Here is a 13375-nt window from a genome sequence, read left to right on the forward strand (position 1 = left end):
TTTCGCTCGCTACCGCACCGGACCGGGGCACCGATGGCATTCGCGATCGTGCCCGGTTCCGGAAGTGCGGAGGGTGTCGCTGCGGTCGAGATTGGCCGCTACGGACGAGGCGCGCGGCGGTGGAGACAAGGTGAGGTCAGCCGCCTGTTCTCGGTGGCTGTTCCTGACGTTTCTGTGGCGAAATTCTCCGGCGTGGCGTTCTCACGCCACCGCCGCTCCCGTTGATCACTTCGGGGCAGCGTAGCCGAGAGGTGGTGCCGGGGTCACGGCATCATTCTGATGTCTGTCAGCCTTTGGGAGTCGCCTCTCGTTCGTCTCTAGCGTATGACCCGAATTGAGCTTCCGGACGTGATCCTGGGCGTGATGGTCTTTGCGTGCGTGGGTCCTTGTGCCGGCTTTCAGGTGGGGGAATGAGGCGGGTGGACGCACCGGATCGGCGATCTGAGACGTGCATTTCATCTCGGGTGGCGGGAGCGTGATGTCCGGGCCCGGCACCCTCCTGCGGTGGACGGTGCGGCACGGTCTGCTGCGGCTCGGCATCGCCGCCGCCGCACGTCGGGGCGACACGCAGGCCCGGCTCTTTCTCGACCCGGTGATCCGCGAGAACCCGTACCCGTTCTATCGCCAGGTCCGCCAGACCGGTGCCCTCGTCCGTGGCCGCCTCATGTGGAGTGCCACGCGGCACGACGTGGTCACCGAGGTACTCCGCCGCGACGCGTTCGGCGTGCATCCGGACACGGTTCCGGCGCCCCGCCCGCTGGCGACGCTGCGCCGGCTGAGCCGGCGGGGGATGCCGATCGGGCCTATCGATCCACCGTCGATGCTCGTCACCGACCCTCCCGCGCACACCCGCTACCGTCGACTCGTCGTCAAGGTCTTCACCGCCCGGGCGATCGAGGGTCTGCGGTCCCAGGTCGAGCGGCACTGTGCCGACCTGCTCGACGAACTGGGCCGGGCCGCCCCGCACCGCGGGCCGGTGGATCTGGTTGCGCGTTACGCCAGTCTGCTACCGGTCACCATGATCGCCGAGATCCTCGGCGTGCCACCGCAACTGCGCCAACGCTTCCTGGACTGGGGTTCCGCCATGTCGCCGGCGTTGGACCTTGGGCTCTCCCTCGGCGAGTTCCGCCGTGTCGAGGCGGGGATCCGGCAGCTCAACGCCTGGCTGCGGGGACACTTCGCCCGCCTGCGCGCCGACCCCGGCGCCGACCTGCTGAGCCAACTGGTACTCCTGGACAGCGACGGTGAACGGCTGACCGAGGAGGAACTGGTCGTCCTCGCCGGCCTGCTGATGGCTGCGGGCTTCGAGACGACCGTGAATCTCCTCGGCACCGGCACGACGCTGCTGCTGGCCCACCCCGAGCAACTCGCCCTGCTGCGTGCCGAGCCGCACCGGTGGCCGAACGCGGTGGAGGAGATCCTGCGTTATGACTCCCCGGTGCAGACGACTGCCCGGTACTGCCGGACCGACACCGAGGTGGCCGGGGTACGGCTACGCCGGGGCGAGGTCGTGGTGCCGATGCTGGGCGGGGCCAACCGGGACCCGGCTGTCTTCGCCGATCCGGACCGCTTCGACGTGACCCGGGGCAACGCGCGCGACCATCTCGCCTTCTCCAGCGGGGCGCACTACTGTCTCGGCGCCAACCTGGCCCGACTCGAGGGCGAGATCGGACTGCGCAGCCTTTTCGAGCGGTACCCCGATCTGGCGCTGGACGGCGTACCGCAACGCCGGCCGACCCGGGTGCTCCGTGGCTACGACCACCTGCCGGTACGCCTCAGGCCATGACGCCGAGCCCGAAACCGACGTACCAGTACCGACGTGTCAGGAGCCGAGGTGCCAGCAGCAGCCGGGGCTGTGCCCCGCAGGCCGATCATGTTCGCCAGCCCGTCCCACCCCGGACAGCTCAACCCCTTGCTGACCATCGCCGCAGAGATGTCCCGACGGGGTGAACCGGATCTGTGGTTCAGCGTCGACGTAGACGCCCGGCACCGGGTCGAGGCGGCTGCGCTCGGCAGCCCGCTGCGATACCTGCCCGGCGCCGACGTGCCGGTGCGGATCGAGGGCGAACTGTACGCGGCGATGGCCGGTGGACGACGTACCACCGCCGGCCTGGCCGCTCTCGCCCGGGCGGTACGTACGGCCGACGGCACCGCACAGGTATACCGGCGCAGCCTCGACCACATCGAGCGGGTCGACCCCCGGCTGATGGTCATCGACGTGATGAACCTCGGCGCACTCGACGCGGCGACCGCTGCGGGCGTGCCCTACGTGCTGAGCGTGCCGTATCCGATCAGCGCCGCCTACCTGAGCCGTCTGCCGTGGGACTACCCGACGCCCACCTCGGGGCTTCCGCGCCGGCTGACCGGGGCACAGCGGTTGACCAATGTGCTGTTCCGCGCACGGCTGCACATGGCGCTGCTGCGCGCGCTGGCCGGGCCGACCTGGCGGCGCCGGGCCCGCGGCCTGGCCAACGCCTCCGGTGACCCCGCTGAGTACGCCGCCGCAGCGGTCGCCGTCTTCGGCTACACCGTGTTCGGGCTGGAGTACCCCTTTCCCGCACCGGACCATCTGCACCTGTTGGGCGCGATGGTGCCTGAGGAAACCACGACGCCCGGGCGACCCTGCGACGAACTGACCGACTGGCTGGACCAGCAGACCAGCGTGGTGTACGTCTGCCTGGGCACTCTGGCCAGTCTCTCCGTTGCCCAGCTCGACGCGTTCGCCGAAGCACTCGGTCGGATCGGCCCGGAACACCAGGTGCTGTGGAAACTGCCACCCCAGCAACGTTGCGTGCTGACCAGACCGCTGCCGGCGAACATCAGGGTCGAGGAGTGGGTACCGTCCCAACTTGCGGTGCTCGCTCACCCGCGGGTACGCGCCTTCGTCTGCCACGGCGGTGCGAACGGTTTCCACGAGGGGATCCATTTCGGACAGCCGATGCTGATCACCCCGTTCTGGCTGGACTGCTACGACGTCGCCGCCCGGGCGGTCGACGCGGGTGTCGGGCTGGCCCTCGACGAACCGCCCCGGGTGGACCCGGACGAGATCACCGGCAAGCTGCGTCGGCTGCTGTCGGAGGACGGCTTCCGGCAGCGCAGCTGCTACTGGAGTGAGCAGAGCCGTAAGGCGGGCGGGGCAGGGCGCGCGGCGGACCTGTTGCGCGAGCTCTCCGGCCGTGACGAGCGGCCAGCGGGAGTGGCGTGACCCGGTGACGTCAGCCCCGACCCGGGACGGCCGAACGCCGGTGGCGGGGTGCGGTCCGATCCGCACCCCGCCACCGGGCCGTCGAAGGGTCAGGGGTTGGTGATGCCCAGCGAGTAGCTGCCGGAGCCGCTGTACGCGTGCACCTCGAAGCGGTAGTAACCCGCCGTGCCGTTGTAGGTCAGCGACTCATCCGGCCCGGCGCTGTAGGAGCCGGCCACGTCGACCCAGGCCGATCCGCTCCACTTTTGCAGGTAGAGGTCGAAGTCCACCCCGGTCGGCCCGTCCAGGCAACCGCGGTGGGTGCCCGAGGAGGACGAGTAGTAGTAGCTGCCGTTCGGCTGGTAGCGACTCTGGCCGGAGGAGATGCTGCCGGTGTAGGTCGCCTCGTAGCCGCTGCACCCGGTGGGCGGCGGCGGCTCGTTACCACCGCCACTGGTGCGCAGCGTCAGGCCGTACGCCGAGAGGATCTCGTTGACCGGCTGGAAGTAGGTGGTCCCGCCGGAGGAGCAGTTGCCGGAGCCACCCGAGGTCACGCCCTGGGCCTGCTGGCCGGACAGCCACGACCCGCCCGAGTCGCCCGGCTCGGCGCAGGCGTTCGTGCGGGTCAGTCCGCTGACCGAGCCCTCGGCGTAGTTGACGGTCTGGTTCTTGGCCTGGATGGTGCCGCACCGCCAGCCGGTGGTCGAGCCGGAGCGGCAGACCGCCGCACCGACGGCGGCCTCGGTGGAGCCGGCGACCGTCACGTTGCCGCCTGAGTAGTTGTTGACCCACGGCTGCGGCGTCCAGTTCGAGTTGGTCTGGACCCAGCCGTAGTCGTTGCCCGGGAACGACGAGCCGCGGAAGGTGCCCTGGGCCACCTGGTTGTAGCCCTGGGTGGCGGTGCCGGTGCGGCCACAGTGTCCGGCGGTGACGAAGCCTCCGGTCACCGAGAACCCGACCGAGCAGCGTCCGCCCATGTAGTAGGCGTCGCCGCCCCGGACGTCGTAGAGCAGCCGAGGAGCCTCGGTGGTGCTGACCACCCGGACCGCGGTGGCGTCGACGCGGCTCGTGCGGACGAACTTCGCGGCCGCTGCGGTGTTCCCGTTGGCGAGGACCACGACGGTGTTGGTCGTGACGTCGACGTACCAGCCGGGTACCGCGCCGGCCGGCGCCTTGGCGGCGTGGCGGTCCAGGGTCGCCTTGATCCGGTCCAACTCGGCGCCGCTGCGCTCGACGATCGTCGCCTGCGCGCCAGCGGCCTTGACCCGGTTGGCTGCGGCCTTGCCGGTGACGGCGACGACCAGGCCGTCGGCGGTCATCCAGCCACCGGCGTACGACGAGCCCAGGGACCGGCGCAGACTGGCGTCCGTCCTGGTTCCCTTGTCGTCCCGGGCGATCCGGGTGCGCGCCTCGGTGGGGGTCAGATCGAGGTCACGCTGCATCGCGGCGAGCATCTCCGACGATGCGGCCGCCACGGCGGCGCTGGCGGTGTCCGGGGTGGGCAGTGGGGCCGCTGCGGCGGGGGTTACCGCGACGGCGATGGCACCGACGGGCAGCAGGATCGCTGCTGCCGCGAGGGTGAGAACTCGTCTCATCTATTGCCTCCTGTGGAAACGGCGGCGCGGATCGGGGGTGCGCCGCGATCGGGGCGGGGTTGTCCCGCCGCGCTCCGCCCTCGGGGTTTGGGCGACGATGCTGCGGGTGTCGCAGCCCGTTGACCTGGCCGGTGCCGCTGCCGGGCGCCTCGGAGGTACGCCAGCCGGATCAGGTGGGCCACCGCCAACCTAACCGGAATCCATAGAGAAAGATCTATACCAGTTAACTCATATTAAGGCGAACGATGCTCGGTTCCTGGCGTGCGCCGGCTGCTCACTCGGGCTTGACCGCGTGTACGCGTTCGACGGTGCCGGCCTTCGACCGCTCGGCCTCGACGACGGTGAACCCTGCCGTCCGCACGAGTGGCAGCTGACGGCGGGTGAGGTGCTCGCCGGCCGAGCGAATCGTCAGCCGTTCGAGGAGCCACTGCGCGGCGTAGATCGGTGGCCACGTGCTACCGATGTGGTCCAGCAGGAGCAGCCGGCCGCCGGGTACGAGGACCCGCTTCATCTCGTCGATCGCCCGCGCCGGCCGCGGAATGCTACAGAGTGAGAGGGCGCAGACCACGGTGTCGAACGAGGCGGCAGCGAAGGGCAGCTCCTCCGCGTCGCCCTCGCGCAGGTCGACGGTGCGGCCGAGATCTGCGGCCCGTCGCCGCGCTATGTCCAGCATCGCCCGGCTCAGCTCGACGCCCGTCACCGTCGTGTCGACGGGGTAGTACGGCAGGTTACGGCCGGTGCCGATGGCGACCTCCAGCACCCGACCACGCGCGCGGGCACCCAGCCATTCGCGGCCACCGGCGAACTGGACCCGCTCGAAGAACGCGATCTGCTTGTCGTAGCGGGGTGCGGACCTGTCCCACACCCGTCGCTGCCTCGCCGTCGGCGTCTCGGCGATCTTCCTCTGGGCGGGGCCGTTCATGATGGTGGTCTTTCCTCGTAGCCGGGCGGCCGGACGGATTGTCGGTGCTGAGCGACATGTCGCTGTGACATGAATATGCCGCTGAGACAGTTTGTTCGGGCTCTTGTCGTCGCTCGGGTCACCCGCTCGCTCAGACCGTGAGGGTAGTGGCCGTGCCGGGGGTGAGCCAGCGCAGGCTCTCCCGGACCGGGGACGGAGCCGCGGCGAAGGCGGCCTCGATCGCCGGTCGGCCCTCGCGGAAGTGACCCCAGCCCTCGTAGTGCACCGGTAGCACGGTGTGGGCCTTGAGCAGACCGCACAGTTCGGCGCCCTCGGCTGCGGTCATCGTGTAGCGCAGCGGACCGGTGAGGCCGAACCGCACCGCTCCGAGGTGCAGTACGACGGTGCCGATGGCGAACCGGTCGGCGACCTGACGGACTCCGTCGTAGAGCACGGTGTCGCCGGTGATCCAGAGCGGACCGTGCCGCTGGCCGGGCCAGCGCAGCACGAACCCGGTCACCTCGCCGACGACCGGCCGGCTCAGTGGTGGGCCGTGCCGGCACGGGGTCGCGATGACCTCGATGGTCGGGTGGCCGGGTGCGGTGAGTGTGGTGTGCTGCCACGGTGCCAGGCCGGTGGTGCCGGCACCGAGTCGCCGGCCGCCGGCCACCGTGGTGACGACCCGGCTCGCCGCCCGCAGCAGGCCCCGGCCGGCGTCGTCGAGGTTGTCGGCATGGTGGTCGTGGGTCAGCAGCACCGCGTCGAGGTCGCCGAGCGACTCGGCGGCCAGTGCGGGGCCGGCTAGCTTGCGTGAGGCGGTGCCCCAGCCGAACTGGTAGGTCCGCCCGGGCTCGTCGAACGTCGGGTCGGTGAGCAGCTGCCAACCGTCGACCTCGATCAGCACGGTCGGACCGCCGATGTGCGTGATCCGTACGTCGGTCATGCGGCCTGCCGCACGGCCCAGTCGAGCACCTCGTCCGCGATCCGCTGCCACCCCTGCTGGGCCGGCAGCAGGTGGGCGTACCCCGGGTACTCGCGGCGTTCGGTGACGGTGTTGGAGGTGTAATGCTCCGCGTTCGACCTCTGTACGGCGGGCGGCATGATGTGGTCCTCACCGCCGGAGACGAACAGCAGCGGCGCGCGGTCATCGTTCTGGTAGTCGACCCAGGTGTCCTGGTGACCGGGCTGGAAGTTGGCCAAGACACCGCCCCACACGATGCCGCCGGGGGCGGGGATGTGGTAGCGCTCGTAGAGTGCCCGCGACTCCTCGTCGGTGAACGTGTTGGTGAAGGCGTACTTCCACTGTTCGAGGGTCAAGCCGACCGCCTTGTGTCGGTTGGCGGGGTTCCTGAGCACCGGGAAAGTGGATTTGACCTGGGACAGGGGGACCACGCGAACACCCTCGGTGGGTGCCGAGTTGAGCGCCACGCCAGCGGCGCCGAAGCCGTGGTCGAGCAGGATCTGGGTGAAGGCGCCACCGGCGGAGTGACCGATGATGATCGGAGCCTCCGGCAGCCCCCGCACGACCTCTTCGAGGTGGGCGATGATCTGCGGCACCGTCACCTGTGCGATCGGGGCCGGGTCGGCGTTGAGCGCCTCCACCTCGACCTCGAATCCTGGGTATGCGGGGGCCACCACCTGGTGGCCCTTGCTCTCATAGTGGGAGATCCAGTGCTCCCAGCTGCGGGGCGTCACCCAGAAGCCGTGCACCAGGACGATCGGTCTCATGGCTGGTACTCCTCTTTAACACGTCCACAACTGCGCCGTATCAAACACCGTGCGGATGGAGAAACCCCGTCGTGCGTTCGCGGTTGCGGCAGAACGGCGAACGAGACGACGAGGTCGAGCTCAGTATGCGCCCCGCCGAGGGGTAGGACAACGCAGGCAAGTAGATCCAACATCTGCTATATATGGGAACGCTCCCAAGCCTCGCCACCCCAATTTGCCGTGGTGGAAATCAGCTCCTGGAGGAGAACATGCGCAGCCTTCTTGCCGCGTTGACGGCCCTGACGGTCGGCGTCACGGTCGGCAGTGTCCCGTCCGACGCCGCGGACGCCGCCCACCGAGGCTCCTGCACCCGGCAGATGCTCTTCTGCGAGGACTTCGAGCGACTGCCGCGCGGTGGCGCCAGCACCCTGGACTGGGGCATCGACACGCGCAACGGCACACTCACCGTGGAACGTGCCCGTCGTGGCAACCAGGTGTTGCACATCCACACCGTCGACAACGGACGAGCCTTCCTTCGCGTCGATGATTTCGCCGCGCCAGGAAACCGCTTCTACGGTCGGATGCGGCTGCGCGTCGATGCCTTCCCCACCGGCCCGGACTGGGCGCACTTCACCCTGGTCGAGGCGACCGGCACCGGCAGCTCGGAGATCGTCCGTCCGATCGGCGGGCAGTACGCACCCACGGTTCCCGGCATCTTCTGGGGGGTGGGCGCCGACGGCGGGCCGACCGGCGACTGGACCAACTGGCGCGAGTCCGCCCCGGTCGTCGAGGACACCTGGCAGTGCTTCGAGTGGCAGCTTGACCCGGCGGACAACCGGGTCGCGGTGTGGATCGACGGGGTGGCGAACCCGGAGCTGACCGCCTCCACCACCGAACACGGTGGCAACGACGTGCCGTTCGTCCTGCCGACGGTGAACACCGTCAAGATCGGCTGGCAGCTCTACCAGGGCGGCACCACGCCGGGCGAGTTCGATCTCTGGATCGACGACATCGCCCTGTCCACCAGGCGCCTCGGCTGCTGACCTGCACGGCCGACACGCCGTTCGGGGAAGACCACGCGGGCGTCGTCGGGATATTCGGCTGTGCCCGGCGACGAATCTCCCTACGCTCCACCCGGTGAATGGCGCTGCCGATGACGGTCAGCCGACGATCCGGGGGATGCAATGACGTGTCAGCTGGTCGCGGTGTGTTTCGATGCCAGCGCGCCGCTGCGGTTGGCGCAGTTCTGGGCCGGCCTGCTCGGCCGGGATGTCGTTCGTGACGCCGGCGGCGCGTTTCTCCCCGGCACGGACACGCAGCTCGGCCTCCGGTTCGTGGCAAGCCGCGCGAAGCGGGTGGGGGAGAACCGCCTGCACCTGCACCTCACCAGCGCCAGCCCGGACGACCAGCAGCAGACGGTGGCCAGGGCGCTCGCTCTCGGTGCGGGCCACCTGGACCTGGGACAACGCCCGGAGGAAGGACACGTCGTCCTGGCCGACCCCGAAGGTAACGCATTCTGCGTGATCGAGCCGGGCAACAAGTTCCTCGCCGGATGCGGATTCCTCGGTGAAATCGCCTGCGACGGCACCCGGGAGGTCGGCCTCTTCTGGCAGGCGGCGCTGCACTGGCCGCTCGTGTGGGATCAGGGTCAGGAGACCGCCGTGCAGTCACCGCGCGGTGGGACGAAGGTCGCCTGGGGTGGTCCGCCTGTGGCACCGAAGCAGGGAAGGAGCCGGCAGCGCTTCGAACTTGCGCCACCCGCTGACGGTGACCAGCGGTCGGAGGCCGACCGGCTGGTGTCCCTCGGCGCCACGTGGATCGGGGTCGGCGAGGACGGCACGGTCATGCTGGCCGACCCCGACGGCAACGAGTTCGGTGTCCTGCCCCCCGGATAGCCCACATGACCCGGCATTGACCGCTGCCGGTGCTGACAACCGGCGGTCCGTCGACCGCGCGGAGATCGCCCGGGTCAGGAGTGGGTGGCGGACTTCTCGGGGTGGTCCGGGGAGGCGGTGCCGTGGGCGGGGCGGCGGGTCAAGACCCGGGGGCCGGAAGCCGTGACGGCGACCGTGTGCTCGGAGTGGGCGGTGCGGGAACCGTCGGCCGACCGGATGGTCCAGCCGTCCTTGTCGTACCTGATCTTGTCGGTGGAGTGGCAGAGCCAGGGCTCGATGGCGATGGTCAGACCGGGTTCGAGTTTCAGGCCGCGCCGGGGGCGGCCGCTGTTGGCCACGTGCGGGGCCTCGTGCATGGTGCGGCCGATGCCGTGGCCGCCGAACTCGCCGTTGACCCGGTAACCGTAGGCGTTGGCGACCTCGCCGATCGCGGCGGAGACGTCGCCCAGCCGGCCGCCGGGCTGGGCGGCCTTGATGGCGGCTTCCAGTGCGACCTCGGTGGCCTCGATCAGCCTCAGGTCGGCCGGGTCGGGGGTGCCGACGACGACGGAGAGCGCGGAGTCGGCGACCCAGCCGTCGATGCCGACCGCCATGTCGATGCTGAGCAGATCGCCGTCCCGTAGGACGTAGTCGTGGGGAAGACCGTGCAGCACCGCGTCGTTGACCGACAGGCACAGCACGTTGCGGAACGGGCCGCGGCCGAACGAGGGGGCGTAATCCCAGTAGCAGGACTCCGCACCGCGTTCGTTGATCCGACGGCGAGCGTAGTGCTCAAGGTCCATCAGGTTGACGCCGACGGCGGCGACACCGCTCAGCTCGGCGAGCAACTCGCCGACGAACTGGCCGGTCACCGCCATCAGCTCGATTTCCTCGGCCGACTTGAGCTCGATCATGAAAAAGCCTCCCTCACTCCTGCGGTATTTTTATACCACGTCACGATGGGGCGGCTCGGAGGGATATCCTGCTGGCATGGTTCGCCAACCGCTCACCGCCGAACAGATCGCCGCGGGCCAGCGCCTCGGAGCCGCCCTGCGGGCCGCTCGAGCCGGCCGCAGCCTCGTCGACGTGGCCCTGGCAGCCGGCATCTCGCCCGAGACGCTGCGCAAGATCGAGGCGGGCCGCCTCCCCGCGCCGGCGTTCGGCACCGTGGTCCGCCTCAGCCACGCCCTGGACGTTTCTCTCAGCGATCTGGCCGAGGTCTGGCGGGCCGACATGCCCGTCCGCCAGGCGTCCTAGGGTCCCTGCCGACCTTGTGCGTCCGTTGAATCCCCACCGCGCGGGACGGCCTGACCTACCCGTCATCTTCCTGGACCTCGACGGCGTACTGAATCCCTTCGCGGCACCGACCTGCCCGGACGGCTACCAGGAACGTGTCCTCTTCGACGGGGAAGACCCGCAGCGCTACTGCGTGGCGCATGCCGACTGGATCCGGGAGTTGGCCGTCGCCGGAGAGCTGTGGTGGGCAACGGGTTGGGGCGAGGACGCCAACGAGCTCTACCTGCCGCTGCTCGGAGTCGGGCCGCTGCCGGTGGTCGGCTTCCCGCCGGCGCCGTTCGATCCTGAACTCAAGGTGCCGGCCGTGGCCGCCGTGGCCGCCGATCGACCGGCCGCGTGGATCGATGACGAGCACACCGCCGTCGGCCGGCGGTGGGCCGCTGCCCGTTCGGTACCGACCTTGCTCGTATCGATCGATCCCGCGCTCGGCTGGACGCGATCGGACGTCGACCGCGTGCTCACCTGGGCGGCATCCCTGCCCAGGTGAGCACGGGTTGCACGAAGCCCGAGAGGCCCCGTCCTACCTCGCCGAGTCGTGATCCGGTCGACCTGCGGACCCATCCGTGCCGGATCGGGCCGTCAGTGTCCGGCGCAGCTCGCGGACGGTGTCGAAGGCCGGGTTGTCGTCGTCGGCGTACGCCTCCTGCCACAGGTCGTGCCATTCGGAATCTGCGGACATGATCCGCTCGAGCGCGCTCGCGGCCAGTGCGGGCAGGTCGCCGGGCAGGTCGAGTCGGCCGCCGCTGCGGAGAACCTCCGGCGCGTACGGTGAAGTGACGGGTTGCCCGCCGGGCAGGTGCGCGGCCACGATCGCGGCTGCGGCGATCGCCTCGCAGGCGATGTCGGAGTCGAGGTAGTCCTGCTCGACGGCGGCCCCGTGCAGGGCCTTGCGGACCAGTGCCGGACGCTCAGTGGCGTCGGCCTTGTCGAGGTCGCCACACCAGTCGGCGGCGGTGTCGTTGTCGAACGGTCCGCTGTCCCAGCTACCCACGTAACCCTCCCAAGATCGGTTGTGCGGCATTCTGGCACCGGCCACCGACAGGCTTCGACGCTGACCGGGACGACGGTGGCGCATCGACCGCCGGATGTCTGGCACCCGAACGAGGAGCCCGAGACGGACCGGAGTGAGCGCGCCGTCGAGGGGACCACTTAGGATGGTCGACGGCGTCGGCCGCAGGATGTCGAGCAGGTGCAGTTCGGCCGACCGTGATCCGGTGTGGACGAGGAGACGAACTGTGGCGAATGAAGAGGTGGCACCGTCCGGGGTCGACATGAGCGTGCCGAGTATCGCCCGGGTGTACGACTTCATGCTCGGTGGCAAGGACAACTTCGCTGTGGACCGCGCCGTCGCCGAGCACGCGCTCAGGATCACGCCGGACGGCCCGCAGGCGGGCCAGGCGAATCGGGCCTTCCTGCGTCGGGCGGTGCGCTTTCTCACCGAGCAGGGCATCGGGCAGTTCCTCGATCTCGGTTCCGGTCTGCCCACTCAGGGCAATGTGCACCAGGTGGCCCTGCGCCACGACCCGCAGGCGCGGGTGGTCTACGTCGACAACGATCCGATCGTGCTGGCGCACGGTAGGGCGCTGCTGGCCGACGCCGGAACCGCGACGGTGGTCCAGGCCGACATCCGGTCGCCGGAGGCCATCCTGGAGCACCCGGAGGTCCGCCGGTTCCTGGACTTCGACCGCCCCGTCGGGCTGTTGCTCTTCGCGATCCTGCACCACCTCACGGACGACGAGAACCCGAAGGCGGTGGCGGCGAGGCTGATCGACGCCCTGCCGTCGGGCAGCTACGTCGCGATCTCCCACTTCCGTGATCCCGGTGACCGGCACCCCGATGCCTCCCGGAAGGCGCGCGAGGTCGAGCGCATCTTCAACGAGTCCCTCGGCACCGGTCGTTGGCGTACCGACGAGGAGATCCTCTCCTTTGTCGAGGGGCTAAAGGTGGCGGAACCGGGCCTGGTGCCGGTGGCCGCGTGGCGACCGGACCCGGATGAGACCGCACCGGAGCAGAGCGACACCTACCACACCTTCGTCGGGGTGGTCGCCCGCAAGCCGTAGTACCGCGGCGTGGCCGGCTGCGCGGAGCCCGTCACCGCCACACGGTGATCTGACTGGCCACCAGCGCCTTCTGCCCTTCGAACGGGCGGTACGCCGCCCGGTCGGTCAGGTGGTGGCGGGTCGCGAGGCTGCGGTACGAGAAGCGGACCACGGTCCCCTCCACGCTGAGCAACTGCGGCGGGGTCGCCTCCACCGCCTGCCCGGTCAGGACGAGCAGGGTGCGGTCGGCCAGATCGACATCCCGTACGACGAGCGCGCGCTCGTCGATGACCCGGTCCACGGTCGCGGTCACGGTCAGCGCGTCACCGACGTCGACCTTCGCGAGGGTGTTCGGCGGGCTGGTGCCGGTGGCGGGAGGTGGCGGTTCCGCCGCCGGCTCGGGGGCGCAGCCGGTGACGGTGAGTAGGGCCGCCAGTGCGGTGCCGAGCGCTGCGTGCCGGACGCCGCGCGGAACGGCTCCTCCTTGGCCGCCTCGCACGGCCGGATGGACTGCTGGATCGCCGGCAGCGCGCACCCGCCGCGTGGTCCAGTTGGCAAAACGTCGGTCGCGCATGTCGTCGCCTCCTCGAAACGATGCCTGTTCCCAGAGATGCCCTGCGGGATGACGGGTGCCGCGCGAACGTGTGACGGTCACGTGACATCACGAATCGAGACGTACCAACTGATTGACCAGGGGTTTTCCCGCCTCCGGCCGGGGGTAGCGCGATGGTCGACCAGGGCGGTGACCGGACACGATCCGCCGACGGGACACCCTGCCA

General features: G+C 70.0%; 14 protein-coding genes. 7 read left to right on the forward strand and 7 right to left on the reverse strand.

What is annotated here, in order from left to right; all coding sequences use genetic code 11:
* Positions 1-478 precede the first annotated feature (478 nt).
* Both O7624_RS28590 and O7624_RS28595 read left to right on the forward strand, forming a co-directional pair.
* Positions 479-1786 (forward strand): cytochrome P450, encoded by a 1308-nt coding sequence (locus O7624_RS28590; protein ID WP_282238069.1) that lies wholly within the window; start codon positions 479-481, stop codon positions 1784-1786.
* A 48-nt stretch (positions 1787-1834) separates the two neighbouring features.
* Entirely contained in the window at positions 1835-3205 is a 1371-nt protein-coding gene (locus O7624_RS28595) for a glycosyltransferase (protein ID WP_282238070.1), read from the forward strand.
* An 89-nt stretch (positions 3206-3294) separates the two neighbouring features.
* On the opposite strand, the gene O7624_RS28600 is transcribed toward O7624_RS28595, so the two are convergent.
* From O7624_RS28600 to O7624_RS28615, 4 genes are all read right to left on the reverse strand, one after another.
* Positions 3295-4779, reverse strand: a complete 1485-nt coding sequence (locus tag O7624_RS28600) for a S1 family peptidase (RefSeq protein ID WP_170863501.1) — start codon at positions 4777-4779, stop codon at positions 3295-3297.
* Positions 4780-5053: 274 nt separating this feature from the next.
* The gene (locus O7624_RS28605; RefSeq protein WP_282238071.1) at positions 5054-5701 is read right to left on the reverse strand and encodes a class I SAM-dependent methyltransferase; all 648 of its coding nucleotides are present in this window, start codon (positions 5699-5701) and stop codon (positions 5054-5056) included.
* 130 nt (positions 5702-5831) lie between these two features.
* Entirely contained in the window at positions 5832-6623 is a 792-nt protein-coding gene (locus O7624_RS28610; protein ID WP_282238072.1) for an MBL fold metallo-hydrolase, read from the reverse strand.
* Positions 6620-7408, reverse strand: coding sequence for an alpha/beta fold hydrolase (locus O7624_RS28615; protein ID WP_282238073.1), 789 nt, complete (start codon positions 7406-7408; stop codon positions 6620-6622). The genes O7624_RS28610 and O7624_RS28615 overlap by 4 nt, the downstream gene beginning before the upstream one ends.
* Positions 7409-7656: 248 nt before the next feature.
* Here O7624_RS28615 and O7624_RS28620 point away from each other — a divergent pair, with 248 nt between their 5' ends.
* Together O7624_RS28620 and O7624_RS28625 are read left to right on the forward strand one after the other, a co-directional pair.
* Complete coding sequence (locus tag O7624_RS28620; protein WP_093407120.1) at positions 7657-8430, forward strand: hypothetical protein; 774 nt, start codon at positions 7657-7659, stop codon at positions 8428-8430.
* Between the two features lie 141 nt (positions 8431-8571).
* Complete coding sequence (locus O7624_RS28625) at positions 8572-9282, forward strand: VOC family protein (protein ID WP_282238074.1); 711 nt, start codon at positions 8572-8574, stop codon at positions 9280-9282.
* 74 nt (positions 9283-9356) lie between these two features.
* On the opposite strand, the gene map is transcribed toward O7624_RS28625, so the two are convergent.
* Positions 9357-10175 (reverse strand): type I methionyl aminopeptidase, encoded by an 819-nt coding sequence (gene map / locus O7624_RS28630; protein WP_282238075.1) that lies wholly within the window; start codon positions 10173-10175, stop codon positions 9357-9359.
* Positions 10176-10251: 76 nt separating this feature from the next.
* Here map and O7624_RS28635 point away from each other — a divergent pair, with 76 nt between their 5' ends.
* Both O7624_RS28635 and O7624_RS28640 read left to right on the forward strand, forming a co-directional pair.
* Positions 10252-10518, forward strand: a complete 267-nt coding sequence (locus tag O7624_RS28635; protein WP_093407114.1) for a helix-turn-helix transcriptional regulator — start codon at positions 10252-10254, stop codon at positions 10516-10518.
* A 25-nt stretch (positions 10519-10543) separates the two neighbouring features.
* Positions 10544-11044, forward strand: a complete 501-nt coding sequence (locus tag O7624_RS28640) for a hypothetical protein (RefSeq protein WP_282238076.1) — start codon at positions 10544-10546, stop codon at positions 11042-11044.
* A 33-nt stretch (positions 11045-11077) separates the two neighbouring features.
* Here O7624_RS28640 and O7624_RS28645 read toward each other — a convergent pair whose 3' ends face one another.
* Positions 11078-11548 (reverse strand): DUF4259 domain-containing protein, encoded by a 471-nt coding sequence (locus O7624_RS28645; RefSeq protein ID WP_282238077.1) that lies wholly within the window; start codon positions 11546-11548, stop codon positions 11078-11080.
* A 244-nt stretch (positions 11549-11792) separates the two neighbouring features.
* Here O7624_RS28645 and O7624_RS28650 point away from each other — a divergent pair, with 244 nt between their 5' ends.
* A complete protein-coding gene (locus O7624_RS28650; RefSeq protein WP_282238078.1) occupies positions 11793-12617 on the forward strand; it encodes an SAM-dependent methyltransferase in 825 nt (274 codons plus the stop codon).
* Positions 12618-12648: 31 nt separating this feature from the next.
* Here O7624_RS28650 and O7624_RS28655 read toward each other — a convergent pair whose 3' ends face one another.
* Positions 12649-13170, reverse strand: a complete 522-nt coding sequence (locus tag O7624_RS28655; protein WP_282238079.1) for a hypothetical protein — start codon at positions 13168-13170, stop codon at positions 12649-12651.
* Positions 13171-13375: the final 205 nt, after the last annotated feature.

Source organism: Verrucosispora sp. WMMD1129 (genome assembly GCF_029581255.1).
Classification (GTDB): Bacteria; Actinomycetota; Actinomycetes; order Mycobacteriales; family Micromonosporaceae; genus Micromonospora; species Micromonospora sediminimaris.

Excerpts from the sequence above, each read along its gene's own strand:
- O7624_RS28615 (WP_282238073.1), bottom strand. The coding sequence starts at position 7,408 with ATGAGACCGATCGTCCTGGTGCACGGCTTCTGGGTGACGCCCCGCAGC.
- O7624_RS28610 (WP_282238072.1), bottom strand. The coding sequence starts at position 6,623 with ATGACCGACGTACGGATCACGCACATCGGCGGTCCGACCGTGCTGATC.
- O7624_RS28655 (WP_282238079.1), bottom strand. The coding sequence starts at position 13,170 with ATGCGCGACCGACGTTTTGCCAACTGGACCACGCGGCGGGTGCGCGCT.
- O7624_RS28600 (WP_170863501.1), bottom strand. The coding sequence starts at position 4,779 with ATGAGACGAGTTCTCACCCTCGCGGCAGCAGCGATCCTGCTGCCCGTC.
- O7624_RS28620 (WP_093407120.1), top strand. The coding sequence starts at position 7,657 with ATGCGCAGCCTTCTTGCCGCGTTGACGGCCCTGACGGTCGGCGTCACG.
- O7624_RS28590 (WP_282238069.1), top strand. The coding sequence starts at position 479 with ATGTCCGGGCCCGGCACCCTCCTGCGGTGGACGGTGCGGCACGGTCTG.
- O7624_RS28605 (WP_282238071.1), bottom strand. The coding sequence starts at position 5,701 with ATGAACGGCCCCGCCCAGAGGAAGATCGCCGAGACGCCGACGGCGAGG.
- O7624_RS28635 (WP_093407114.1), top strand. The coding sequence starts at position 10,252 with ATGGTTCGCCAACCGCTCACCGCCGAACAGATCGCCGCGGGCCAGCGC.
- O7624_RS28625 (WP_282238074.1), top strand. The coding sequence starts at position 8,572 with ATGACGTGTCAGCTGGTCGCGGTGTGTTTCGATGCCAGCGCGCCGCTG.
- map (WP_282238075.1), bottom strand. The coding sequence starts at position 10,175 with ATGATCGAGCTCAAGTCGGCCGAGGAAATCGAGCTGATGGCGGTGACC.